Below are 25,000 nucleotides of genomic sequence, written 5' to 3' on the forward strand. Positions count from 1 at the left end.
CTGGAGCCGACAAGGCCACGAGAGCTATGCTCGAGTGGCGGGGCGTCCTGAAGAAACGTAACGAGCGCCTCATATAAAACGGGCGGAACTTCGGTTTCGCCGGTTTTGTCAGCCGGCGCGTTCGACCGGCTGGGGCACCACGCCGACGCGCCGCCGTTCGCTGTCGAGATAAGTCTCGATTTGATCGCAGGCCATAGGACGACCAAAGAGATAGCCCTGCATCACCGTGCCGCCGAGGCCCAGTAGGGCTTCCAACTGCTCTTCGGTCTCGATGCCCTCGAAAACACAGGAAATCCCAAGGTTGCGGCACAGGTCGATCATGGTCTTGACGATGGCCCGGCTGGCGGGGTCACAGGTGACCTCGGCCACAAAGCTGCGATCGATCTTGATCCGGTGCAGCGGTAGCTTCTGCACATGAGTGAGGCTCGAATGCCCGGTGCCGAAATCGTCGAGCGCGATGCGCGCGCCCAACCCCAGCAGGGTCAACAGCGATTGATTGGCCTGCTTGAGGTCGCGCAACACCGCGGTTTCGGTGATTTCGAAGTCGATACGGCAGGGCGAGGCAGCAGCCCCGACCAGCGCCGCGATCTGCTCGATGGCGGCGGAAGAACCGATATCGTTGGCTGAGAGATTGACCGAGAGGCGCAGGGGGCGCGGCAGCTGTTCGGCGACGATGAGTGCCTTTTGCAGCACCACTTGGGTGATGCGGCTGATCTGGCCGGTACGTTCGGCCATGGGAATGAAATCTGCCGGCGAAACCTCGCCCAGAAGCGGATTGCGCCAGCGCGCCAGCACCTCGAAGCCGGTGGTGCGGCCCAGGGCCACGTCGAATTGCGGCTGCAGCAGAATGTAGATTTCGCGCTCGAGATCGGCAGTGTGCAACAGGTTTTCCATGAGCCGCACCTGCTGCAATTCGCGCTGATGCACCCCCGAGAACACCACGCTGCGCGCACGCCCGTCGCGCTTGGCCACCCAGGTTGCGTAGTCGGCGCGGTCAAACAGGGTGTCGGCGGTGTCGCCCTTGCGCGAGGCAGCAAAGCCGCATGAGGCGGAAAGGCGTACGGTGCCGAGCGGCATGTCAAACGAGGGGCGCAGGGCGTGGGCGATCATCTCACCGCACCGGACAAGCGAGGCCTCGTCGGTTGGCTCCTGCAGGATCAGAACGAAATTGTCGCCATCGAGACGCGCCAGGATGCTGCTGTCCCGCTTGATGGATTCGATGCGGCGCGCGATCTCCACCAAGATCCGGTCGCCGGTGATCTTGCCGAAGATCTCGTTGACGGATTTGAACCGGTCGAGGTCGATGCGGGCAACGGCGATGGACCGGCAATTCTGCTCAGCAGCCGCCAGCGCCTCATGCAACTGCCGGGTAAACGATCGCCGGTTGGGAATGCCCGTCAGCGTATCGACATTGGCCAGGCGATGGTTCTCGTCCAGCAGTCGCTGGGTCTCGGCCTGCCGGTTCGCCATTTCGTTGCGCGAGGCCACCAGCGCGGCAAAATCCTTGTTGTTGCCAAGCAGAATGATGAGCAGGACCGCGATCACCATCACCATGTTGATGGAAATGGCAATGAATGTCGGCTGCCCGGTGGCCGCGAAGAAGATGGTGAAGGGCACCACGACACAGACGCCCACCGCCAGCGCGCCGGCCCGGACATGCATCAGGCAGAACATGCAGCCAATGGTGGTGATGCCCATATAGAAGGCCACCTGCGATTGCAGATAGGCGTCGCCGTAGGGAAAGAGGCTGAAGCTCCAGGCGGTGAACCCGAGCGCCAACGCGGCGCCGAGCACCACCATCTTGGCCAGCGTGCGCCGCGCCTCTTCTGTGGTCACGTCTCGATTGCGCTTCAACCACCACTGGATGGTGCGAACCACGCATAGCACCGTCAGGATACCGGGCACCAGAATGGTCAATTCGAACGGGGCGACCGGCAGATACATGCCGGCGACGATCAGCGTGTTGGACAGCAGCAGAAAGTAGAGCAGTGGGATCTGGCGGCTGAGTGCGCGCCACTGTGCCAGAGCGAGCGCAGGGGAGTCGTCCCCCCTCACAAACTTGCTCACAATGCCCCGGACCAGCGCCATTATTTTGCGTCTCCTGGCCCTGACCCTAAGCTGGCAAGTCCTAATAGAAAGGAAAACCAGTTCTGGGGTCTGCCAAGAAAATGTCGCAATCGCGCCGATCGAGAATTGTTCGAAACCGCTGCGGCCCCCATTGGAACGCTTGCTCAAAATCGCTAAAAGCGTGTTTCGAAATCGATTTCGATGTCGGAGCTGTCGACAGCCCGGTCGAGCCAGCGCAAAAGGACTTTCCATGGTCATCGCCGCCCAAAATACGTGCCTGGACCTGCATGGCCAGTACACCCTGACTGCGCCTGCCCGCGGCATCACCACTGCGATCCAGCTGCCCGGCGACGTCCACCACGCGCTGCTCGCGGCTGACCTCATCCCGGACCCCTATTACGGGGAAAACGAAAAGCAGGTGCTATGGGTCAATGAGACGGCCTGGGAAGTCGAGCGCCGCTTCACGGCCACTGCGGCCGATATTGATGGCTATCTGACGCTGACGCTGGCCGAAGTTGACTGCATTGCCACCATTTTCCTGAACGGCGCCGAGATCGCCCGCACCGATAACAGTTTCCTCCGCCACGACATCGACGTGACCGGCCGCGTGCATGAGGGCGAGAACACGTTGCGCATCGCCTTCGACATCGCTCCCGACATAGCCAAGGCCCGCGCCGAGGCCCATCCCTTTCCGATCCCGTTCACCAAGAACTACCAGACCAACGGTCTCAAGGGCATCCACATGAACTTCATCCGCAAGGCAGCCTGCCATGCGGGTTGGGACTGGGGCATTTGCCTGATGCCGGTCGGCGTCTATGGCCGGATGAGCCTGCGCAAATCGCGCCTCGCCCGCCAGGAGAGCGTGCAGGTCGAGCAAGCCCACGGCGACAATAGCGTTGAGCTTGCCATCAAGACCCGTCTCTTCGCCTTTGCCCATGGCGAGGTGGAGGTCGAGCACAGCATCGATGGCCAAGTCATCACCGACAAGGTGGCAGTGCAGCCGGGCGAAAACGTCTTCACCCATACGCTCACCATTGCAAACCCGAAACTCTGGTGGCCTGCCGGGCAGGGCGAGCAGCCGCTCTATGCGCTTGTCACTAATGTGGAAGGCGAAATCACCACTCGCAAGATCGGACTGCGCAAACTGGAATGGGTGGTCGAACCCGACGCGATCGACCATACCTTCAAATGCCGCATCAACGGTCGCGACATCACCATGATGGGCGCGAACTGGATTCCTGCCGACGCCATTCCCAGCCGCGTTACGCCGGCGGTCATTCGCGACCTCCTCGACAGCGCCAAAGCCGCCAATATGAACATGCTGCGCATCTGGGGCGGCGGCCAGTATGAGCCGGACTATTTCTACGATCTCTGCGACGAGCTTGGCCTGCTGATCTGGCACGATTTCATGTTCGCCTGCATGAGCTATCCATCTGATCGCCCCTTCCTCGCCAGCGTCCGCGCCGAAATCACCCAGCAGGTGCGCCGGCTCAGCCATCACGCCTCGATCGCTCTTTGGTGCGGTGACAACGAAGTCATCGGCTCGCTGCACTGGTATCCCGAGACCAAAGCCGCGCCCGAGCGCTATGTAGCCAATTATGATCGCCTCAACTCCATGCTCGGCAATATCGTCGAGGACGAAGATCCGGATCGTCGGTTCTGGCCCTCCTCGCCCTCCATGGGCTATCTGGACTTTTCCGATGGCTGGCATGCCGATACGCGCGGCGACACGCATTATTGGGATGTATGGCACTCAGCCAAGAGCTTTGAGGCCTACCGCTCCGTCAATCCGCGCTTCGCCTCGGAATTCGGCTTTCAGTCCTTCACCTCGATGAATGTCATCGAGACCTTTTCCGAGCCCAAGGACCGCAATCCGTCCTCGCCGGTGATGGAAAATCACCAGCGCAATGACGGCGGCAATGCCCGCATCCTCGAAACCATGACGCGCTATTTCCGCTTCCCGCGCGATTTCGACCAGATGGTCTTTCTTTCCCAAATCCAGCAGGGCCTCGCCATCAAGACCGCCATCGAATATTGGCGCTCCACCAAGCCGCGTTGCATGGGCACGCTCTACTGGCAGATCAACGACATCTGGCCCGTGGCGTCCTGGTCGAGCCTCGACTATGGCGGGCAGTGGAAGCTGATGCATTACATGGCACGCCGCTTCTATAATCTCGTCAATGTCGTCGCTGTGCCGCAGACGCGTGATGTGCGTACCAATTCGCGCGGCATCCCGGTCGCCGGCCAGCTTCCGGACGAATTGCTGCTCAAGGCCATCAACGACACCGGATACGACGCGGCGATCACGCTCGAGGTCAAGGCGATCAAGGTGTCCGGTGGCGAGCGCAGCTTGTTCTCCGGCCAGACCAATGTCGGCCCCGACGCCGCACTGGATGTCACATCCATCGACATGGCAGACCTCGCCTCTGACGAATTCCTGTTCTTCGTCTGGAAGGACGACGCGGGCAGGGTATTGGGCGAAAACGACTACTTCCCCAAGGCTTACAAGGCCTATGAGCTGGTCCCTGCCAGCATCGCGGCTACCTGGTCCGACCGGGACGGCCAGCCGGTCCTGACGCTCGAAAGTGACAAGCCCGCCCTTTTCGCCACCGCCAGCGTCGATGCGCCCGGCTACTTCTCGGACAATGCCATCACCCTGTTGCCGGGGCGAAAGGCGGAATTGGTGTTCCATCCGCGCCATGGAGCAAGAGTGACCTCGGCTGATTTGCAGAAGTCGCTGAAGCTCCGGCATCTGGCAGAGACATTCTAGGCGCGGCTATCTAGGCCGCGCCGACGACCGCAAAGGGCAGGGCGCCTTAGAAACTTCCATACAAGTGTGCGGCGTTGCGCATTGACTTCGCCGACGCTTTCTTCGACGCTCTGACGGCGCCGCATTTGTCTGGCGTCCGGATCAGCAATGTCGACCAATTTTACTCCGCCCACCGAACGCCGCTTGTTTGGCATCGGTTTGGCGCTCCTGGCCTATTTCATGTTCACCGGCATCGATTCCTCGGCCAAATGGCTGGGCATGGTGGGTGTGTCATTCATCCAGATCGTATTCCTGCGCTACTTCATCCATCTGCTGATGGTGGCCGCCATTCACCTGCCGCGCCACGGCACCGCATTGGTCCGCACCGGCAGCATCAGGCTGCAGGGCTTGCGTGCGCTGGCACTTCTTGGCTCCACCGCCTGCAATTTCCTCGCCGTGCAGTATCTGCCGCTTACCGTCACCGGCTCCATCGCCTTTACCGTTCCGCTGCTGATCTGCGCGCTTTCGGTGCCGATGCTGGGCGAGCAGGTCGGCTGGCGCCGCTGGACCGCTATTGGCGTTGGTTTCCTCGGTGTGCTGGTCATCGTCCGGCCGGGTACTGACGCCTTCCACCCCGCCGCCTTGCTCAGCCTGCTTGGTGCGCTCAGCACCGCCTTCTACATGCTGTTTACCCGGCGGGTCTCGGGCTTCGACAGCGCGGCGACCAGCCAGTTTTATGTCGGCATTTTCGCGACCATCTGCTTGTTGCCGATCGTGCCATTCTTCTGGTCATGGCCCAGTACGGCCGATGGCTGGTTCGCCTTCTTCGCGGTGGGCGTTTTTGGATTTGTCGGACACCAGTTGATCACCATGGCCTCGGGCCTTGCTCCCGCCACTGTGCTGGCCCCCTTCGCTTATTTCCAGATCTTCTTCATGGCGGCGGCCAGCTGGTTCATCTTCCACCAGCCGCCCGATGTCTGGCTCTATGTCGGCGCACCCATCGTGATCGCCAGCGGCCTCTATATCTGGCTGCGCGAGCGCAAGCTGGCCAAGCCGGTGGTGAGCATTGCCAACGAGGCTTGACCTACCGAAGCGGTGCGCTAACCGGCCTCGTCGACCTCTTCGAGTGGCGCCTTTTCCGTCGCCATGCCGTGGGTGATCAGTCGCGAACTGCGTTGGCCGGTGAGATAGATCCACAGCCAGCTCATCGCCACGAAAATGCGGTTCTTGAAATCCACCAGGAAATAGATGTGGGCAATGCCCCATACCCACCAGGCGATCCAACCCTTGAGCTTGGTTGTCCCGAAGTCGATCACCGCCGATCGCTTGCCAATGGTGGCGAGGTCCCCGGCATGGGCATAGCGAAAGGGCAGGGGGCTGGCATCGCCGCGCAGTCGCGCCAGGATCAGCTGCGCCGCATGTGCCCCCGCCTGTTTGGCAGCCGGAGCCACGCCCGGAACCGGCTTGCCCTCTGGTGTCGAAATGCTGGCGGTATCGCCCACCACGATGATCTCTGGGTGGCCGGGTAGGGTGAGGTCGGCATTGACCTTGACCCGGCCGGCCTTGTCAGCCTCGGCGTCAAGCCATTTTGCCGCCGGCGAGGCCGCAACGCCGGCGGCCCAGATGATGGTCTTGGTGAGAAGGCGTTTGTCCCCGAAGCTGACACCGTCGGCGTCGATGGCCTTCACCATCTGCCCGAGCTCTACCTCCACCCCCAGATCGCGCAAGGATTTCAGCGTATAGGCCGAGAGGTCGGGGCTGAAATTGAGCAGCACGCGATCGGCGCCCTCGATCAGCACGACGCGCAAATCCGCTGGGGTAATGTTGCGAAACTGATCCTTGAGGCTCGCGCGTCCCAGTTCGACCACTGCGCCTGCCATTTCCACGCCCGTCGGCCCAGCGCCGATAATGGCAAAAGTCAAAAGCGCCCGCCGCGCTTCCGCATTGGTCTCGCGCTCTGCTGCCTCGAAGGCAAGTAACAGACGGCGCCTTATCGAAGTGGCGTCTTCGAGCGTTTTGAGTCCGGGCGCGAACTGCTCCCACTCGTCCTTGCCGAAATAGGCGTGCTGCGCGCCCGTCGCCACCACCAGTTTATCGTAGGGCACATGGCTGCCATCCTCGAGGATAACGGCGCGCTGGTTGATGTCCACGCCGACAACTGTGGCCATCAGCACCTGCACATTGTCCTGCTTGCGCAGAATGTGCCGTATGGGCCAGGCCACCTCGGAGGGGCTGAGTGCCGCCGTGGCCACCTGGTAGAGCAGCGGCTGGAACAGATGGTGGTTGCGTCGGTCGATCAGTGTTACCGCGACATTGGCGCCCGCAAGTTTCTGCGCCGCGGCCAGTCCGCCAAAGCCACCCCCGATAATGACGATGCGGGGTTTGGGACTGGTCATTGCGGCCTCCTCTGTCGTTGGCGATGTCAACGCGATCCGAGGCCGACGTCAACCAGGGCTAGCCGCCGACGCGCTCGGTCCATCGGGACACATAGGCATCGAAGCCTTCGACCGCCAGCGGCGGAACCGGCTCCCGCAAGGCGCTGTGGGCGGCTTGTCCACCGAACAACAGGCTAGCCCCCAGGCTGGTTCCGGTACTGTCGCCCGAAGCCCTGACCGGCACACCGGTCAGCTGTGACAGGGCAGAGGAAAACAGCGTGTTGCGCGCCAGCGGCCCCTCGAGGGTAATGCTGCGTCCAAGGCCACAAAGCGCCATCGCCGCGCGCGCCAAAAGCGCAAGATAGAGCGAAACCGCTGCGGTGCGCTCGCCGGCGCTGAGCGTCTCCGGCGCCACCGTCCAGCGCCCCTGCTGGTCGCTAAAGGGCCCGACCCCTGGTACAAAACTGGGCAGCACCTGGATATCGTCTGCGATCACCCGCGCCACCTCGGCCACACTCGGTGTGGCGATCTCCGGCACGAGCAGATCAAATTCGCGCCCGCCCATGAACCGGGCCGTCGGCACCGGCCGCCCGAAGGCGTCGACATTGGCGAGGCTGTCCCGTCCGGCGTCAAGGCCAGACGTGTCGCCCCCAACCGTCATCACGATGGTCCAGGTGCCGCTCGAGACGATGGTGAAAGGTGGCTCCTGCGCCCCCAGATGTGGCAGCAGAGACGCATTTGAATCGTGGATGCCGACGGTGACAGGTGTTGCCGTAGCAAGACCGGTGATTTCGGCCAGGTCGGGCAGTAATGCGCCGAGCACAGATGCCGCCGGCCGCACTGGCGGAAACAGGTGCCGCCAGCCCATGGCATCGACCAGGCTGGAAAAATCTGCCTTGTCCGGCGACCAGAGGTCCGTATGACAGCCGAGCGACGTGACTTCGCTCGCCAACACCCCGGTCAAACGCCAGGCCCAATATTGCGCATAGGGCACGATCGCCGAGACCTCGGCAAATTGCTCCGGGAAGCTGCGCGCCTGCCAGAACAACTGCGCCCCCCAATTGAGCCCATTGGGCAGAGCGGGCGAAAAGCTTCCGCTGAAATCGGGCCGCACACCAGCATATTCGCTAGCCAACTCATCTGGCCCGCCAAATTCATAGTCCAGCACTGGCAGCGCCAGCCGGTCGCCGGCCAGCAATGCGCCTGTGGCGCCATGGGTTGTGATGGAAATACCATCGATGCCGAATTCAGCACCGATCTCGGTCAGGCTCGACAGGATGAAGGCCCAAAGCCTTTCGGTGTCGGCATGCGGATACGGGCCATCGCTGCGCACATGATTAGGCGTGGAGCGCGCCGCCAGCTGTGCGCGATCGGTGGCATCGATCAACACCACCTTGGCATTGGTTTTGCCGACATCGATAACGGCAATGCGACGAGGCGTAACTTGGCTCATGGCGCGACAATCCCGGGGCGTTCAAACGCCCATAGCGGAAATTGTCGCGCCATGCCAGCGCTAACATGTTAGTGGCAATTGCGTCCCGCCGCCGCTATTTGATGATCAGCACCGGGACGTCCGAGTGGGCGAGCACTTCTGCGGCTTGGCTGCCGAGCAGCAGTCGCCCCAGTCCACGCCGGCCATGCGATCCCATCACGATCAAATCGGCCGTATTCTCCTTGGCCGCATGCAAAATGCCCTCGGCTGCCGGACTGTTGGCGACATGCACCGTGGTGATCGCCTGGCCATCGCCTTTGGCGACCACTTCGGCATCCGCCAAAGTCGCTTTGGCAGAAGAGGCCTTGGCCTCGTCGAGGTCGGAGATGATGCTGCTTGTATCGACCATCATGATCTCTGCACCCGGCGCTACGATCACCGAAGGTTCCGTGACGGTCACAGCCGTTACCTTCGCGCCGAGCTTGGCCGCCAGCGCCAAAGCATGCCGCAAGGCCTTGGTGCTCAACTCCGATCCGTCTATGGCGCAAACGATGCGAGAATACATGATGGGCTCCTCTGGCCTGATATGGACTTACCCTACATCAACACACGTCCAGCCGCTTTGATCCAGATCAGTTGGTGGGCGTTGTGCGCGTCAGCTTTGCGCGCTTGTGAAGCCTTACCGGGCGGCAGGGGCTGGACAAGGACGCCAGAATGAAAGATTGCCTTGCCTATGATGAGCTCTGCCCGCCGCTTTTCCGTTGCGCCGATGATGGACTGGACTGATCGTCAGTGCCGGTTCCTGCATCGGCTGCTGACGCGTCATAGTCTGCTGTTCACCGAAATGGTCAATAGCGGGGCGGTTGTGCATGGGGATGCCGAGCGGCATTTGCGCTATCATGAGGTCGAGCACCCACTGGCATTGCAGCTGGGCGGGTCCGATCCGGCAGAACTGGCCAAGGCTACCGGGGTAGCAACCGCATTCGGTTATGACGAAATCAATCTCAATGTCGGCTGCCCCTCGGATCGGGTGCAGTCTGGGCGCTTCGGTGCCTGCCTGATGGCGGAGCCGGCGCTGGTCGCGGACTGCGTGCGCGCCATGCGTGATGCCACCGATCGGCCGGTGACCGTCAAGTGCCGTATCGGCATCGACGACCAGGATGTCGAGGAAAGCCTCGATCGGTTCGCCGATGCCATGGTGGAAGCCGGTGTGGCCGCGCTCTATGTGCATGCGCGCAAGGCCTGGCTGCAGGGCCTCAGCCCCAAGGAAAACCGCACCATTCCGCCGCTTAATTACGAGCGCGTGCATCGCCTGCGCGCTCGCCTGTCGCCGCTGCCGGTGATGATCAATGGCGGCATCGAGACACTGGAACAGGTGGGCGAGCAGCTTGCCCATACCGACGGAGTTATGCTCGGCCGCGCCGCTTATCATAACCCCATGCTGCTGGCCGATGTCGATCGCCGCATTTTCGGCGATGACCGCGATGTGCCCGAGCTTGCGGCCATTATGGCGGCCATGGCCGAGTACGCCGAAGGTGAACTGGCACAGGGCGTCCGGCTCAATGCCATTGCCCGTCACATGCTCGGCCTTGCCAATGGCCGCCCGGGCGCGCGTCAGTTCCGCCAGATCCTCAGCGTTGACGCTTGCAAACGGGGAGCGGGCCCCGAGGTTTTCGAACGCGCTCTGGCAGTGGTCGAAATGCGAGATTTCGCCGCTTCTGCCTGATCCTGTCGCTAAGCCTTTCGTCTAGGCGGACGGCACCATAGGTGCCGCTCGATACCCATGTCCTTGTGCGGAATGACGAATTTCCCTTGCGGTCGAATTTTCGTTTCTGTTTAAAGTCGTTTCGTTTGCGTTCGCTTTTCTTTCGCGTTGACGCTAAATTGCGCCTGTCGCTGTGCCATAGGCATAAGCAACATGTGGGGAGCTCCTTTCAATGACAATAAAAAATCGCCTGTTCCACGCGGGGTGGATCATCATTCTTATCGGTGCGCTTCTGGCGCACTTCATCCAGACTTCGGGTGGTATTTCCATCCGCGATCTGCGCTTCAATGGCCAGAACGGCCAGGTGCTGAGCGGTCTGCTCTATGTGCCGCCCGGCGTCTCCGCCGAGAACAAGGCGCCTGCGATTCTGGCCGTGCACGGCTATTTCAACAGCCGCGAAACCCAGGACGGTTTCGCCATCGAATTTGCCCGCCGCGGCTATGTGGTGCTGGCACTTGACCAGGGCGGCCATGGCTATTCCGACCCACCCGCCTTTGCCAATGGCTTTGGTGGACCGGGCGGCCTGGCCTATCTGCGCTCGCTTGATTTCGTGGATACCGACAATATTGGTCTCGAAGGTCACTCAATGGGTGGCTGGACGGTTCTGGCCGCCGCTGCCGCCATGCCCGACGCCTACAAGGCCGTCGTACTGCAGGGATCGAGCACCGGTGCCCCCTTCGCCAAGGAAGCCGATACCAGCTGGCCGCGTAACCTCGCCGTCGTCTTCTCAAAATTTGACGAATTTTCCGGCACCATGTGGGGCGTCCCCACCGCGCAGGAGGTGCCCACCAGCACCAAGCTGCAGACAGCATTCGGTGTGACCGAACCAGTTGTCATCGGCCAGCTCTATGGCGATATCGCCAACGGCACCGCGCGTATCCTGCAGCAGCCCAACACCACCCATCCGGGCAACCATCTGTCGCCCGAAGCCATCGGCGACGCCATCACCTGGTTCGACCAGACCCTCGAAGGGGCCCAGCCCATTCCGGCCGATAACCAGATCTGGTTCTGGAAGGAAATCGGCACACTGATCGCGCTGGTCGGTTTCGTCGTCCTCATGGCCGGCACCTTCGACATGCTGATCAAGACCCAGGCCTTCGCGCATCTGCGTAAGGAGCCTGCCGGCGCGGCCTATGACAAGCGCAATGGCAAGTGGTGGCTGCAGTTCGCTCTGGCGACGCTGATCCCTGTGCTGACCTACTATCCGTTCTTCTACTGGGCGACCCTGGTTTTCCCGGCCTCTGCGATTTTGCCGCAAAGCTTCACCAGTCAGATAGTGCTGTGGGCAGTGCTGAACGGTATTATCGTCCTGGCGCTGGGCCTGGTGTTCAAGGGCAACAAGGTCGAAGGTCGCGGCGATATCTGGGGCTCTGTCCTCATTGCTCTTGCCACTGTCGGCATCGGCTATCTGGTCGTCGCTGCCACCGACTTCCTCTTCAAGGTGGACTTCCGCTTCTGGGTGGTGGCGCTCAAGCCACTTGACCTTATCCGCACCAAGATCGCCTTGGTCTACCTGATCCCGTTCACCGCCTACTTCATCCTGGCGATGCGCGGTCTGCATACTGGCTTGTCGGTGCGTACCGACAGCCGTGTGGCGCAATATCTGTCCAACATCGCAGTGATGATTGTCGGCTTCATCCTGTTCCTTGGCTTCCAGTACCTGACGCTGCTGTTCACCGGCCACCTGTTTAGCATGAACGAGTCGCTCACCACGGTGATCGGCATGCAGTTCGTGCCGCTGCTGGCGATCGTGGCATTCCTGTCCACCTTCGCCTGGCGTCGGACTGGCAGTTACCTGCCGGGTGCGTTCATCAATGCGCTGTTCGTCACCTGGTATGTGGTGGGCAGCCAGGCGATCCAGTTCGCCATCCGTTGATCCAACCTGAAAGGGCCGGTCCTCGCGGCCGGCCCTTTGTCAATCCACCAGCTCCAGTGCATTCTGCGAGACACTGTAGCGGCTGAGGGTTTCAAGGAAGGTCATGCCCAAAAGGCTGGTGTCCATCGCCCCGGCCTCGGTCACGAACGCCGTGACATTGCGCCTGACAATCCCGCCCACTTCCAGCATTTCGAGCCGCGTGCGCGCCGCCATGCCGCGCCCATTGGCGGTGGACACGGGCACGGTATAGCGCAGGCCCGTCGTATCGATACCCGCCGCTTGTGCGTCCTCTACCGTCAACACCACGGCGCTGGCGCCGGTGTCGAAGATCATCGGTGTCACATGGCCGTTGATATTGGAATTGACCTCGAAATGTCCGCCCAGCCCGCGCCTGAACGTGGCGGTGCCGGTATTGCTGTCGACCATGGCCATGCCCGGCCGCAATTCGCCCGTCACCCGGCTGACCACGCCCAGAATGTCGTCGCGATAAGAATAACCCACCATGACCGCGGCGAAGATGCCCATCCACAGCATCAGCCCGCCCACCAGTTCCGCCGCGCGATGGCGTCGGGCGAACAGCCCACCGGCGAAAACGATGAGGATGATGACCAAAGGCACCAGCTGTGCCGTCTGGTTCTGCGTCAGCCCGATCATGCTGCCGGCATCGGCGCTGATCAGGAGAACGATGGCGGCGGCAACGACGAGGGCAAGCCCGATAAACAACATGCGACTTTGGTCCCTTTCGCCTTCGTCTCTATCGATTAAAGGCTTGCTGGCGACGATTTCAAGGCAATGGGGTAAAGATCAGCAGCAAGCTCAGCGCCGCCACCTCCCCAAGTCCGCCGGCTGCGCCGATCAGGTCGCCGGTCTGCCCGCCCACCAGCCTCCGGCACAACGCCGTCCAGCCCACTGCCACCAGCCCGGTGGCGACGAGGGCCAGCGCCAGCCCGACCAGGCTCGTAAACGGAGCGCCGAGCAAAAAGGCCAGCAGCATTGCCAATGCCGCGCCAACGGCGAAGCGCGAACCCGGCAGCATGCCTGCTGCGGCCGACGCGCCATCGCTGCGCGCCGGGGGCAGGGCGACCGCCACCCACAATCCCCCTGAGCGGCCGGCAATATTGGCGGCGAGCCAAATTCCCGCCGCCGCCAATGGATTGGTCGCGGCGACACTCCCCAGTGCGGTAACCCGCAACAGCAGAAACAGGCATAGGGCGGCGACCGCGAACGTGCCGTGTCGGCTATCCTTCAAGATCTCCAGTCGCCGCTCGCGCGTGGAACCGCCAAACAGCCCATCGGCTGCATCGGCCAGCGCGTCTTCCATCATGCCGCCACCTACGACCACCATAGCTCCAACCGCTAGCACCGCCGCGAAGTAACTTGGCAGTCCCGCCATGGTGCCACCGATCAGCAATAGCGCTGGAATGATCCCCATCACCAGGCTCGCCAGCGGCAGCGCCATGGCGATGCGGCCGAGATGGGGTGGCAGGTGCGGAGAATCGCCGGTCGGCAGGCGCGAGAAGAAGCGCAACGCCATGACGAAATCGTCCTTGAGCCCCATCGCCTGGGGCGACGAGCGCGGTTTGTCGGCTTCGGTCACCGCCGGATCGATCCGGTCGGGGGCGTCTTCGTGCACCTCTGGCGTCAATTGCAATTCGCTCCGTTATGAGCAACAAGTCCGGCGCCCCTCCTATCATATCGTGCTGGACCTGCCATGCCCGCCCTCAATCCCGCTTTTTCCGATATCGTCGAACTGCTGACCGCCGTGCCCGATGGCGACGATGCCGCCGTAGCGGCCGTACGGGCCCGCGAAATGCAGTTGACCAAGCCGACCGGCTCGCTCGGCCGCATGGAAGAGCTGGTCGAGTTTCTGGCCCGCTGGCAGCACCGGTCGCGCCCCCGTCTCGACAACCCCATGGTCACCATTTTCGCCGGCAATCACGGCGTCACCGATCAGGGGGTCTCGGCCTTTCCGCGCGAAGTGACAGCTCAGATGGTCGCCAACTTCACCAATGGTGGCGCCGCCATTTCGCAGATCTGCGGACTGCATGAAATCAATCTCAGAGTGTTCGAGCTGGCGCTGGAATTGCCCACCGGCGACATCACCCAGGAGGCTGCGCTCGACGACCAGATGTGCGCGGCCACCATCGCCTACGGTATGGAAGCGGTGGCGGGCAAACCTGATCTCATCGGCCTGGGCGAAATGGGGATCGGCAATACGACCATCGCTGCCGCCATCTATGCTGCGCTCTATGGTGGCAGCGGCGCCGACTGGGTCGGTCGTGGCACCGGCGTTGACGATGCCGGCCTCGCCCGCAAGGCCGATGCCGTTGATCGTGCCCTGGCGCGCCACGCCGGTGAACTCGACCATCCTCTCGCCATCCTTGCCCGCCTCGGCGGCCGTGAAATCGCTGCCATGCTCGGCGCTCTGATTGCCGCGCGTCACCAGAAGGTTCCGGTCATCGTCGATGGCTATGTGGCGACTGCGGCGGCCGCCATCGCCCATGCGGTCAATCCTGCATCGATCAACCACTGCCTTTTCGCCCATGTCTCGGCGGAAGGAGCCCATGCCCGCGTGCTCGAGAATATGGGCCAGGCCGGCCTGCTCGATTTCGGCATGCGCCTGGGCGAAGGCAGCGGCGCGGCTCTCGCCATCGTCATGGCCAAGACCGCCCTGCACCTGCACAACAACATGGCAACCTTCGATAGCGCCGCCGTCAGCGGCAAGGAAGCCTGAGGTTCGGCGACCCCCTCAGGGTCAGCCTTGGCCTGCTTTAGCGTCCCTTCGGCGCCAGTCCTTCGGGGCCTGGAACCAGCGCCAGCAGATCGATGCCCATTTGCTGGCGGAAGCGCGCCACCGACGCGCTCGAAAGCTTGAACAGCGCTTCGGTATCTTTGCGCGCCACCGCATCGTTGAGCGCGGCGTGCTCCAGCAGGAAATTGAGGATATAGCCCTCGGTCATTTCCTGCTTCTGCCGATCGTTCATGGCGCGGAAATTGGCGTCATTGGCCAGCGCCTGGCGCACCTGCGCCTGGACGGGTCCATTGTCCACCTTGGTGTCGTATGCCGCATTGGCCGTAATCCAGTTGAGCACCCAATAGGCGGTCAGGGCGTCCGCCGCGTCACCGGTCTTGAGCCCGTCCGCCGCCACCAGCTCCTGCCAGATTTCACCGGGGCTGCGTTCGGCAAAGGCGGCCGCCAGCTGGTCGCGCGCCGGAATGCCGGCAGACCAGCGCACATTGTCGAGAAATTGCCGCTGCAGCCGGGCCGAAACCACCGCCGAAGGCCGATAGGTCGTCACAATGGCAGGCTGGTTGTCGCCGGGCGGTACGTTGAGGTTCTGCGCCGTGGCGCCCAGCGTCAGCATCAAAAGCGTCGCGACGGCGATGAGCATACGGTTCACGTGAGGTCTCCTGTGCCATGCCCTTTCCATGCCCTGATCCGGGCGAAATTGGGACGCATGTCTGGAATAGGCGACGACGGGATCAGCCGGCTTCCGAGTAGATCTCGAGCCGGTTGCGGCGCTGTACCACCGGAGCCACCGCATCCATGACGCGGGCGCGGGGGAAGGTGGCGATCACCTCGGTGCCGAAACGGAGCTTCGAGAACAGATCGAAGCGGCCCTGATGCAGGTCCATGATCTTCTGGACGATCGGCAGGCCCAGGCCGGCACCCTGTTCGGCCGTCTTCTGCGCCAGCGAGCCCTGCCCGAACGAGGAGAGCACCGTCTCGATCTCGTTTTCGGGAATGCCGGGGCCATTGTCCTTGACCGAAATCAGCTGCCCGCCATCGGCGCTGCGCTGCACCACCAGGGTGACGCGGCCATTCTGCGGGGTGAACTTGATGGCGTTGGACAGAAGGTTGAGCAGTACCTGGCGGATCGCGCGTTCATCGCCCCACAGCTTGGGCAGATTGTCGCCAATGCTGAACACCAGTTCGATCCCCTTCGACTTGGCGCGCAGCTCCATCATGCGGCGGCAGTCCTCGGCGATATCGGCCAGAGACACCACTTCCTCATTGAGCTCATACTTGCCCGCTTCGATGCGGCTGAGGTCGAGCAGCTCGTTTATCAGGTTCAGCAAATGCTGGCCGCTGGAGTGAATGTCGCCGGCATATTCCTTGTACTGCGGCACCTGGTGCGGTCCCAGCAGTTCCGATTTCAACACTTCGGAAAAGCCGATAATGGCGTTGAGCGGCGTGCGCAGCTCGTGGCTCATCGTCGCGAGGAATTGGCTCTTGGCGATATTGGCCTGTTCGGCATGGCGCCGGGCCTCGTCGGACATTTCGCGTGCTTCTTCCAGTTCGCCGATCAGCGTGTCCTTTTCCGCCTGATGCGAAATGGTCTCGAGCTCAGAGGCGTGCAACTGACGCGCGAGGAAAAGGAAGAACACCTCGCCACAGATCGCCACGGCGGCCAGAGTGTAATTCAGCGTACCGCCAAAGGCGATCAGCGTTCCTGCAACCGTCACCGTCACCGGCAGGGTGCTGGCAAGGGTCGCCGGGGGCAGGGTGTGTGCGGCCACCGCATTGGCGGCCACGCTGACCAGCACCATGGCGAACATCACAGGCGCGAGGTCTGCCGGATTGCCGACCAGGGTGAACAGGGCCAGCAAGGACAGGGCGATGCCGAATGCCGTCTCGGCCGCGACAAAGCTGGTTTTCCACTTTGTGGCGCTGAATTTGTTGGGGTCGCTGTGCTTGAACCTTCGTGCCGTGAGCACCACGACAAGCAGGCCGGCAATCACCATGCCTGCCCACAACGCCGAAAAAACCAGCGGCACCCAGAAGCTGGACAGCGTCGCCAGAATGCCGACAATCGCCGCCATTGGCAGCGTCGCGCCAAGGCGCGAGTCCGCATAATCATGCATCAGTTGGAAGTCGTAATCCGAGCGCGTACCAGAACTCGAGGTCAGGCGCTGGCGCGCATCGAGCACGGTCTTGTGGGCTGTGCGCTTACCGTCACGCCCTTCAAATGCGCTGAAATCGGCGTCTCTGGCCAATTGCGACGGCATGGAACTCTTACTCGTTACTCAACACTGCGAACAAAAACGCGCTCGCTACACTATGGCTGGCACACTAGGAGCCTTGTGGTTAATACCCGGTGAAGGGATCCGACCCCTCGCATGCAACTTGCCACCACTTCGCGGTCAGTGCGGTTAACAAAATCCTGCAGGCGATCTCATTTTTGCCCGCGCAATTTTATTGCCTATGATCGCCGAATGTGGCAGTTGAATAGCCGCAATTTTGGCTATTTTGCGCCGAATTGAAAATCATATTCCTGGGGGTCATGATGGCGCTGGACAAGATTGATCGGAAAATTCTGACGCTGCTTCAGAAGGATGCGACCATGCCGGTGGCCGAAATCGGCCGCAAGGTGGGCCTGTCCACCACGCCGTGCTGGCGCCGCATTCAGAAGATGGAAGAAGACGGTGTCATCCAGCGCCGCGTCGCCATTCTCGATCCGGCCAAGGTCAATGTGGGCGTCACCGTGTTCGTCTCAGTCAAGACCAACGAGCACAATGAAGGCTGGATGCGCAAGTTCTCCGGCGTCATCGACGAGTTTCCCGAAGTGGTCGAGTTCTACCGTATGAGCGGTGACGTCGACTATCTGATGCGCGTCGTCGTGCCCGACATCCAGGCCTATGATGCCTTCTACAAACGGCTGATCAGCAAGATCAACCTGACCGATGTGAGCTCCGCTTTCGCCATGGGCCAGATCAAATACACCACCGCCCTGCCACTCGACTTTGCCATCGTCGTCGACGACGAGAAATAAGTCTGCCGTGTCATCCTAAGACGCGATCCAGGCGGCGTTCTCGCGCCGCTGATAGACGATGGTTCAGCGCAACGCCGAGTGCCAAATGTCGAGTGCGCTGTCGATTAGGCCGGAGACATCATTCGCCGCGGTTCTCTGATGAGCCGCGTCTTTTCGATACTGCCCGGGCGGCATGCCATAAGCCGAGCGGAAGGCCTTGCTGCAATGGCTTTCGCTGGCAAAGCCAAAGGCAAAGGCCAGTTGCGAAATCGAACGCGTCTCCGTGCTTCTGCGCAATGCACGTGCAAGTCGCTCCAGGCGTCGCCCGAGAATGTATCGAGCCACGCCTCCCGACGACTGGAACATTTGATAGAGAACGGTACGCGACACACCTAAGCTGCGCGCGACATAAGCTGCGTCCATCTGATCGTCGGCGAGGCGAGCGTCGATGAAAAGTTCGGCCCGCTCCCGACGCAGGCTTCCGCCACCGGTATCGCCGTGCCTCAGCATGTGCCCGCCATAATTGGCGAAGGCACCCGCCGTCAGTTCGACCAAGGCCTGAGCTGCGCTGTCTGCTATGGCCGCGGGACTGTCCGCGCCCAGGCGCTTGAGCATGAGCATGAATTCGCCAAGCAATTGCGATGTCGAGGCGGGGAGGACCACGCCATGCATGGCAGGCGTTACCCGAAGTGTTGCCTCAATGAGATCTCGAGGCAGATTGATAGTGATCAGTTGAGCGAGATTTGCCCAGTTCCGTTGCGGACGAGCCATGTCTAGGAGAATGATTTCACCCGGCGATACGAGCCGCTCTTCTCCCGGTGGGCCACCGGTCCACTGGCCGGAGGTCACCATCTGGACGACGACATGGTCGAACCCGTCCCGTCGCGCGTGGCGTGCTTCCCTGACATGGGACACACCGCTGATCATGCGGTCGACAACGATCATGCGCGAAAGGCGGTGGGCGTGGGCCTCGGCGTGGAAGCCTTGCCCCGTGGCGGTCACGTTTGAGGCTACCGGATAGAGATCGTGGTAGCGGCCGAAACCGTCTTCGGAGTCCAGCGCTTTTGAGGAAAATCGAAAAGGCTGATCAACACTACCCAATGGAGCACTCGACGCTGTGTTTCACCAGCCTGTCCCTGCCATGCCGGCAAGTCTTGCCGCGCTGGTGCACATAGACGGGTAGCTTTGCTCAACGTCGAAGTAAAGTGTCCTGCTGATCTTCCTTTGCCTCAAATAGCAGGTGGCCTGCGCCGATCAGCGCAAGCCACAAATGCCAAATAGGTCAGCGATTAGTCGTAACTGGCCTCGGCCCCGTCGAAATAGATCGTGTTCGCATCGCAAATGTCGATCGTAGTTACGTCACCCTCGATGTTCGAGCCGTCCTCGGCTTCCCAAGTCACGTAAAACTCGATGTCGCAGGGGCCATCATAATTGAAGGCCATCGCAGCGGTCTCTCCACCCTTGAGCTTGAAGTTCATCCAGTTGGAGCTCCATTCACCGTTCTCCCCGGTATAGAAGCCGGTAATGATGTAGTCCGAGCTGTTCTTGATGTCGAAATTCATGCCCGCCGCGCTGGCAGCGGTCGCCGAAAGCATGGCCAGAGTGGCAGCAAGCGCGACTGATTTGAAAGTCATCGTCACGTGACGGTCCTTGTATATGCGTGCCGAACATGACGCTGGCAAACGCTATGAGGTCTGAGTTTCTTGGTGAGCTAAGGGGCTATCGAGAGCGGCAGAGGCCGGTCGTCGTGGTCTCTTTGTCGCCATCGTCATAATTGATGCCAACCTTCTCGCCGGCAAGCGAAGCGATCGTGCCCGGATACCACTCACCAGCCTTTTTGAAATTGCACTCGACGCGGCTGCCGATCATCCAGTCATAAGGGCGCACGTCGCGCAGACTGACGGTCTCGCGCTCGCCGTCGTCATAACGGATTGTTACCTTGCCACCATTGATGGATTCGGCGATGCCAGCGAACCAGTAGCCGGACTTTTGGTAGTTCCCCAGAACCCAGTCGCCCACGGTTTGAGCATACGCACTGCTGCTGCCCAGCGCGATGATAGCGGCAAGCAGAATGAACGCATTCCTGATCAACTCTATGTCTCCCAATGTCGGGCGCCGTGCTTGGTGCCCGTCGTGGGACTCTTATCCGCCACCGACCCCGTGCGCATTGTCGCGGTGTCCGGATGAATTGTACCAGCGTCCCGATTTTGGGCGGACCGGCCTAAGTCTCAGCCGCCCGTCACGCTCATATGGCGGGCGACGGCGGGTTCGCGGCCGGAACGGTCGACGACGAAATCATGCCCCTTGGGCTTGATGCGCATGGCGTGGTCCAGCGATGCGTCCAGGCCCGCCGCGCCACCCTCTCGCCAGGCGTCACGCAGATTGACCTGGTCGTCCTGGCCCAGGCACAGAAACAATTGCCCCGTCGCCGTCAGCCGCACCCGATTGCAGCTTTCGCAGAAATTGTGGCTCATCGGGGTGATGAAGCCCAGCGTGCCGCCGGTTTCGGCCACATGCACATAGCGGGCAGGGCCGCCGGTGCGGGTATCGAGCCGGGTCAGCGTATAGCGCCGGGCCAACCGTTCATGCAGTTCGCGCAGCGGCAGATAGGAGTCCGCGCGGTCGATGCCCACCTCGCCCAGCGGCATGCCCTCGATCAGCGTCAGCCCCATGCCGCGTCCATGCGCCCAGGCCATCATCGGCTCGATCTCATCGTCATTGACGCCGCGCATTGCCACCATGTTGATCTTGATGGCGAGGCCCGCCGCCTGCGCGGCCTCTATGCCCGCCATGACATCTTCGATCCGTCCGCGTCTCGTGATGGCGCGAAACCTCTCGGCATCCAGCGTGTCCAGCGATACATTGAGCCGCCGCACCCCAGCCGCTTGCAGTTGCACGGCATATTTGGCGAGCTGGCTGCCATTGGTGGTCAGCGTCAGTTCCTCGAGCCCATTCCCGATCCGCCGCCCCAGCGCCGTGACCAATTGCATGATGTCGCGTCGGACCAGCGGCTCGCCACCTGTCAGGCGGATCTTGGTGGTGCCGCGCGCGATGAAGGCGCCGGCCAGCGCTTCGATCTCCTCAAAGCTCAATACATCCCGCTTGGGCAGGAAGGTCATATCCTCGGCCATGCAGTAGACGCAGCGGAAATCGCAGCGGTCGGTCACTGAAATCCGAAGATAGGAGACGCGCCGGCCGAAGCCATCGATCAGTGGGCGCGCAACAGGGGAGGTCGTCGTCATGGCCATCACTTTACTGCCGCGGAGCGCAAGTGCAAAGCGCACAAAAAAAGGCCGCCTCTCGGCGGCCTCGTTGGTTCAGTCCGGATCAATCAGTGCTTGACGACGATCTGGGCGCCGACCTGCACGCGATCATAGAGATCCGTCACGTCTTCATTGGTGAGGCGAATGCAGCCGGAGGATACCGCCTGGCCGATCGACCATGGCTCGGAGGTGCCGTGAACGCGGTACAGCGTCGAGCCGATATAGAGAGCGCGCGCGCCGAGCGGGTTTTCCGGGCCGCCGGGCATATAGGCCGGCAGGTCGGGAACGCGCTTGCGCATTGCCGGGGGCGGGGTCCAGCCGGGCCATTCGGCCTTGCGGGAAATGCGGTGTGTGCCGGACCAACGGAACCCGTCGCGGCCAACGCCGATGCCATACTTCATGGCCTTACCGCCTTCGAGTACCAGATAGAGGCGACGCTCGCTGGTTTCGATGACAATTGTGCCCGGCTTGTAGCTGGTCTGGTAATCGACGATCTGCTTCTTGACCGGGCTGCCACCACGATTGCGCTGCTGGGCGACAGCGCGCTCTTCGAATGTATTGGTATCGGGATTATACCAGCGCGCCGCAGCGGCCGGCAAAATGACACTGACCGACAAGAATATCGACATCACAAGCGCCATTGCGATTCTGAACTTGCTCATGCGTTCACAGGGCCTCTGCAGTGAGTGAGGTATGATTCGGATACCTCTAATGAATTCGGCTACTTACTTGTTTGCTGGTTAACCGCAAAGAGCCAAACGCCCCATTGCAGCCATAGATTGGTCATCATTGCCACATTGTGTTGCCGGCCGGTTACAGTGGTCGTTCACCAATGCGTGAACGCCGACTTTGGGATGGCTTGACATGGCGACGCTGCGCCTGCCAAACCCGCCGCGACTGTGGAGGAAAATGCCATGAGCGAGGCGCTGAAACGCGAGGCTGCCGCCCAGGCTTTGACCGAGGTGCGCTCGGGCATGCGGCTGGGGCTGGGGACCGGGTCGACGGCCAAGCATTTTGTCGAGCTGTTGGGCGAGAAAGTCGCCTACGGTCTCGACGTCATCTGCGTGCCGACCTCCGAGGTGACGGCGGCGCAGGCGAGGAGCCTCGATATTCCGCTTTCGGATCTCGAGACCCTGGATCGGCTCGATCTCACTGTGGATGGTGCCGACGAGCTCGATGCAGCGCTCAATCTCATCAAAGGGGGCGGGGGCGCGCTCTTGCGCGAAAAGATCGTTGCCGCTGCGTCCGATGCGATGATCGTCATTGCCGACGGCACCAAGCTGGTCGAGACGCTCGGGCGTTTCCCGCTGCCGATCGAGGTCAATCGTTTCGGCTTGGGGGCAACCCGCCGCACCATCGCAGAAGTGCTGCTGGCCCATGGCGCCGAGGGGGGCCTCAAGCTCCGTGGCGAGGACAAGGGGACGCCTTTCGTGACCGACGGTGGACACCTCATTCTCGATGCTTTTTTTGGCCGCATTTCACGGCCAGAAGCGCTTTCGATGGATTTGCTGAACATTCCTGGTGTCGTCCAGCATGGATTGTTCCTCAATATGTGCAGCAAGGCTTATGTAGCGACGCCGGATGGCGTAAAACGTCTTCTCAAGAACAACTGACCAAGCGTGGATCGGGACAATATGGCTTTCTGGACAAACCCAAACCTGGTGCGCAACGCTCGGGCTCTCGTGGCGGCCGTGCTCACCATCGGCACTCTCGGCCTTTCCGTGCCGGCTATGGCTCAGGAAGTGGCGCCCGAGCACCTGGCTCTTGCCCGTAAATATATCGACCTGACGGATCGCGCCGCGGTGTTCGAGGTGACTGTCGTCGAGACCGGCATCGAGACCATGCAGCAGATCGTGCAGCAGAACCCCGAAATTCTGGACAAGACCAATGATGCCGTCGGCAAGGTCATCCAGGAATATAATGGTCGCAAGGGCGAACTGCTCGACCAGTTTGCGCGCGTCTATGCGGTGCGTTTCTCCATCGAAGAGCTGCAGCAGATTGTTGCGTTCTATGAATCGCCGGTCGGTATGAAGCTGTCCCAGGCCAATTCCGAGCTGAACACTGATCTGCAGCGCGTCTTGCAGGTCTATACCAACAATCTCAAGCGCGAGTTCTTCGCCAAAGTGCGCGCCGAGCTGCGTGCTCAGGGCATCGAGATCTGATCGCCTGCGCCCTGACGCATACCGGCCCCGCCTTGTGCGGGGTCTTTTTTTGTGCGAAGCGGCTTCCCACATTCATCGTTGATTGCCGATAAACTAATCCGGGGGCTTCCATGAGCTATGACTACGATCTTCTGGTGATCGGTGCCGGTTCAGGCGGTGTGCGCGCGGCGCGCATGGCCGCCACCTATGGCGCCAAGGTCGCCGTGATCGAGGAGTTCCGCGTCGGCGGCACCTGCGTCATCCGCGGTTGCGTGCCCAAGAAGCTCTATGTCTATGCTTCCCGCTTCAAGGACCAGTTCGACATTGCCTCCAGCTTCGGCTGGCAGGTCGATGCCAGCTTCGATTGGCCGGCCCTGGTCGCCGCCAAGGAGCGCGAAATCACCCGGCTCGAACATGCCTACACGTCCAATCTCGAAAAGCCCGGTGTCGAGATCATCCGCGACCGCGGCGTGGTCACTGGAACCAACAGCGTGCGCCTCGTCGCTGGCAATCGTGAACTGACCGCCGAGCGCATTCTCATCGCCACCGGCGCCCGTCCCTTCATTCCCGAAATTCCGGGCGCCGAACTGGCCATCACCTCCAACGAGGCCTTCGATCTGCCGGCGCTGCCGCGCTCGATCCTCATCGAAGGCGGCGGCTATGTGGCGGTGGAGTTCGCTACCATCTTTGCCGGGCTGGGCGTCGACACCACGCTCATCTACCGCGGCGACTGCGTCTTACGCGGGTTTGATGAGGACATGCGCCGCGGCCTCGAAGCCGGGCTCATCGACCGCGGCATTCGCCTCATCTACCAGACCAGCATCACTGCGCTTTCCGAAGCCGGCGACGATGTGCGCGCGACCTTCAGCGACGGCGTCTCCGCACCCTATGGTGCGGTCATGTTCGCCACCGGCCGTCGCCCCAATGTCGATGGGCTGGGGCTCGAAAGCGCCGGCGTAAAGGTCAATGATTTTGGCGTCATCGCCGTCGACAAGTTCTCACAGACATCGGTGCCGTCCATTTATGCGGTGGGCGACGTCACCGGTCGGGCGCAGTTGACGCCAGTCGCCATCCGTGAGGGCTGGTATTTCGCCGAAACCGTCTACAACAACAACCCGCTCTGGGTGGATCATTCCCTGATCCCCACCGCCGTTTTCGCTGAACCCGAAATCGGCACCGTCGGACTCACCGAGCATGAAGCGGCCACGCATGGCGATATCGACGTCTATGTCGCGCGCTTCCGCCCGATGCAGAACACTCTCTCGACCCGTACCGAGCGCATGGTGCTCAAGCTGATCACCGAAAAGGACGGCGGCAAGGTGCTTGGCGTCCACATTCTGGGCCCCAGCGCCGCGGAGATGATCCAGCTTGTGGCCATCGCCGTGGGCATGTCCGCCACCAAGGCCGACTTCGACCGCACCATCGCGCTTCACCCCTCGGCGGCCGAGGAACTCGTGACCTTCAAGTCACCCAGCCATATCTACCGCAATGGGCATAAGGTCTGATCCATGGGCCCTTGGCAGGCCTCCCGTAGATTGATAGACCGCCCACAAGCCCAGCAGTACCGGCGTAAGCGAGA

At 61.7% G+C, this 25,000-nt stretch carries 22 protein-coding genes; 9 read left to right on the top strand and 13 right to left on the bottom strand.

Annotated features, from left to right (window positions below):
- Window positions 1–108: 108 nt before the first annotated feature.
- A complete protein-coding gene (locus tag BGO80_RS16180; RefSeq protein WP_286722281.1) occupies window positions 109–2,088 on the bottom strand; it encodes a putative bifunctional diguanylate cyclase/phosphodiesterase in 1,980 nt (659 codons plus the stop codon).
- Between the two features lie 229 nt (window positions 2,089–2,317).
- On the opposite strand from BGO80_RS16180, the gene BGO80_RS16185 reads away from it, so the two are divergent.
- Together BGO80_RS16185 and BGO80_RS16190 are read left to right on the top strand one after the other, a co-directional pair.
- Complete coding sequence (locus BGO80_RS16185) at window positions 2,318–4,837, top strand: beta-mannosidase (protein WP_286722282.1); 2,520 nt, start codon at window positions 2,318–2,320, stop codon at window positions 4,835–4,837.
- A gap of 147 nt (window positions 4,838–4,984) precedes the next feature.
- Window positions 4,985–5,899: a DMT family transporter gene (locus BGO80_RS16190; RefSeq protein WP_286722284.1), complete on the top strand. Its 915-nt coding sequence runs from the start codon at window positions 4,985–4,987 to the stop codon at window positions 5,897–5,899.
- Window positions 5,900–5,916: 17 nt separating this feature from the next.
- Here the strand turns inward: BGO80_RS16190 and BGO80_RS16195 are convergent, their stop codons facing one another.
- The 3 genes from BGO80_RS16195 to BGO80_RS16205 form a co-directional block, all read right to left on the bottom strand.
- The gene (locus BGO80_RS16195) at window positions 5,917–7,212 is read right to left on the bottom strand and encodes an NAD(P)/FAD-dependent oxidoreductase (RefSeq protein ID WP_286722285.1); all 1,296 of its coding nucleotides are present in this window, start codon (window positions 7,210–7,212) and stop codon (window positions 5,917–5,919) included.
- Between the two features lie 58 nt (window positions 7,213–7,270).
- A complete protein-coding gene (locus tag BGO80_RS16200) occupies window positions 7,271–8,644 on the bottom strand; it encodes an FGGY-family carbohydrate kinase (protein ID WP_286722287.1) in 1,374 nt (457 codons plus the stop codon).
- A gap of 94 nt (window positions 8,645–8,738) precedes the next feature.
- Window positions 8,739–9,188, bottom strand: a complete 450-nt coding sequence (locus BGO80_RS16205; protein ID WP_126150766.1) for a universal stress protein — start codon at window positions 9,186–9,188, stop codon at window positions 8,739–8,741.
- Between the two features lie 168 nt (window positions 9,189–9,356).
- On the opposite strand from BGO80_RS16205, the gene dusA reads away from it, so the two are divergent.
- Together dusA and BGO80_RS16215 are read left to right on the top strand one after the other, a co-directional pair.
- Window positions 9,357–10,349, top strand: a complete 993-nt coding sequence (gene dusA / locus BGO80_RS16210) for a tRNA dihydrouridine(20/20a) synthase DusA (RefSeq protein ID WP_286722290.1) — start codon at window positions 9,357–9,359, stop codon at window positions 10,347–10,349.
- Window positions 10,350–10,560: 211 nt separating this feature from the next.
- Entirely contained in the window at window positions 10,561–12,264 is a 1,704-nt protein-coding gene (locus tag BGO80_RS16215; protein ID WP_286722291.1) for an alpha/beta hydrolase family protein, read from the top strand.
- A 39-nt stretch (window positions 12,265–12,303) separates the two neighbouring features.
- Here the strand turns inward: BGO80_RS16215 and BGO80_RS16220 are convergent, their stop codons facing one another.
- Both BGO80_RS16220 and BGO80_RS16225 read right to left on the bottom strand, forming a co-directional pair.
- The gene (locus BGO80_RS16220) at window positions 12,304–12,990 is read right to left on the bottom strand and encodes a retropepsin-like aspartic protease family protein (protein ID WP_286722292.1); all 687 of its coding nucleotides are present in this window, start codon (window positions 12,988–12,990) and stop codon (window positions 12,304–12,306) included.
- 58 nt (window positions 12,991–13,048) lie between these two features.
- Complete coding sequence (locus tag BGO80_RS16225) at window positions 13,049–13,909, bottom strand: adenosylcobinamide-GDP ribazoletransferase (RefSeq protein ID WP_286722293.1); 861 nt, start codon at window positions 13,907–13,909, stop codon at window positions 13,049–13,051.
- Between the two features lie 66 nt (window positions 13,910–13,975).
- Between BGO80_RS16225 and cobT the strand changes: the two genes are divergently transcribed.
- Window positions 13,976–14,998 (top strand): nicotinate-nucleotide--dimethylbenzimidazole phosphoribosyltransferase, encoded by a 1,023-nt coding sequence (gene cobT / locus BGO80_RS16230; protein WP_286722294.1) that lies wholly within the window; start codon window positions 13,976–13,978, stop codon window positions 14,996–14,998.
- Between the two features lie 37 nt (window positions 14,999–15,035).
- Here cobT and BGO80_RS16235 read toward each other — a convergent pair whose 3' ends face one another.
- Together BGO80_RS16235 and BGO80_RS16240 are read right to left on the bottom strand one after the other, a co-directional pair.
- Window positions 15,036–15,656 (bottom strand): DUF6683 family protein, encoded by a 621-nt coding sequence (locus BGO80_RS16235; RefSeq protein ID WP_353744227.1) that lies wholly within the window; start codon window positions 15,654–15,656, stop codon window positions 15,036–15,038.
- 91 nt (window positions 15,657–15,747) lie between these two features.
- Entirely contained in the window at window positions 15,748–17,274 is a 1,527-nt protein-coding gene (locus tag BGO80_RS16240) for a sensor histidine kinase (RefSeq protein WP_126150759.1), read from the bottom strand.
- 284 nt (window positions 17,275–17,558) lie between these two features.
- Here BGO80_RS16240 and BGO80_RS16245 point away from each other — a divergent pair, with 284 nt between their 5' ends.
- The gene (locus BGO80_RS16245) at window positions 17,559–18,038 is read left to right on the top strand and encodes an Lrp/AsnC family transcriptional regulator (protein WP_126150802.1); all 480 of its coding nucleotides are present in this window, start codon (window positions 17,559–17,561) and stop codon (window positions 18,036–18,038) included.
- Between the two features lie 63 nt (window positions 18,039–18,101).
- Here the strand turns inward: BGO80_RS16245 and BGO80_RS16250 are convergent, their stop codons facing one another.
- The 5 genes from BGO80_RS16250 to BGO80_RS16270 form a co-directional block, all read right to left on the bottom strand.
- On the bottom strand, window positions 18,102–19,118 hold the full coding sequence (locus tag BGO80_RS16250; RefSeq protein ID WP_286722297.1) for a helix-turn-helix domain-containing protein: 1,017 nt from the start codon (window positions 19,116–19,118) through the stop codon (window positions 18,102–18,104).
- Between the two features lie 188 nt (window positions 19,119–19,306).
- Complete coding sequence (locus BGO80_RS16255; RefSeq protein WP_286722299.1) at window positions 19,307–19,651, bottom strand: hypothetical protein; 345 nt, start codon at window positions 19,649–19,651, stop codon at window positions 19,307–19,309.
- Between the two features lie 85 nt (window positions 19,652–19,736).
- The gene (locus tag BGO80_RS16260; protein WP_223214196.1) at window positions 19,737–20,108 is read right to left on the bottom strand and encodes a tudor domain-containing protein; all 372 of its coding nucleotides are present in this window, start codon (window positions 20,106–20,108) and stop codon (window positions 19,737–19,739) included.
- Between the two features lie 137 nt (window positions 20,109–20,245).
- Window positions 20,246–21,259, bottom strand: coding sequence for a GTP 3',8-cyclase MoaA (gene moaA / locus BGO80_RS16265; protein ID WP_286722304.1), 1,014 nt, complete (start codon window positions 21,257–21,259; stop codon window positions 20,246–20,248).
- Window positions 21,260–21,348: 89 nt separating this feature from the next.
- The gene (locus BGO80_RS16270) at window positions 21,349–21,909 is read right to left on the bottom strand and encodes a L,D-transpeptidase (RefSeq protein WP_286722306.1); all 561 of its coding nucleotides are present in this window, start codon (window positions 21,907–21,909) and stop codon (window positions 21,349–21,351) included.
- Window positions 21,910–22,194: 285 nt separating this feature from the next.
- Here BGO80_RS16270 and rpiA point away from each other — a divergent pair, with 285 nt between their 5' ends.
- From rpiA to gor, 3 genes are all read left to right on the top strand, one after another.
- On the top strand, window positions 22,195–22,893 hold the full coding sequence (gene rpiA / locus BGO80_RS16275; RefSeq protein WP_286722307.1) for a ribose-5-phosphate isomerase RpiA: 699 nt from the start codon (window positions 22,195–22,197) through the stop codon (window positions 22,891–22,893).
- Between the two features lie 21 nt (window positions 22,894–22,914).
- Window positions 22,915–23,442, top strand: a complete 528-nt coding sequence (locus BGO80_RS16280) for a DUF2059 domain-containing protein (protein ID WP_126150753.1) — start codon at window positions 22,915–22,917, stop codon at window positions 23,440–23,442.
- Between the two features lie 110 nt (window positions 23,443–23,552).
- Complete coding sequence (gene gor / locus BGO80_RS16285) at window positions 23,553–24,926, top strand: glutathione-disulfide reductase (RefSeq protein WP_286722311.1); 1,374 nt, start codon at window positions 23,553–23,555, stop codon at window positions 24,924–24,926.
- Window positions 24,927–25,000: the final 74 nt, after the last annotated feature.

The organism is Devosia sp. 63-57, from assembly GCF_001899045.1.
Lineage (GTDB): Bacteria > Pseudomonadota > Alphaproteobacteria > Rhizobiales > Devosiaceae > Devosia > Devosia equisanguinis.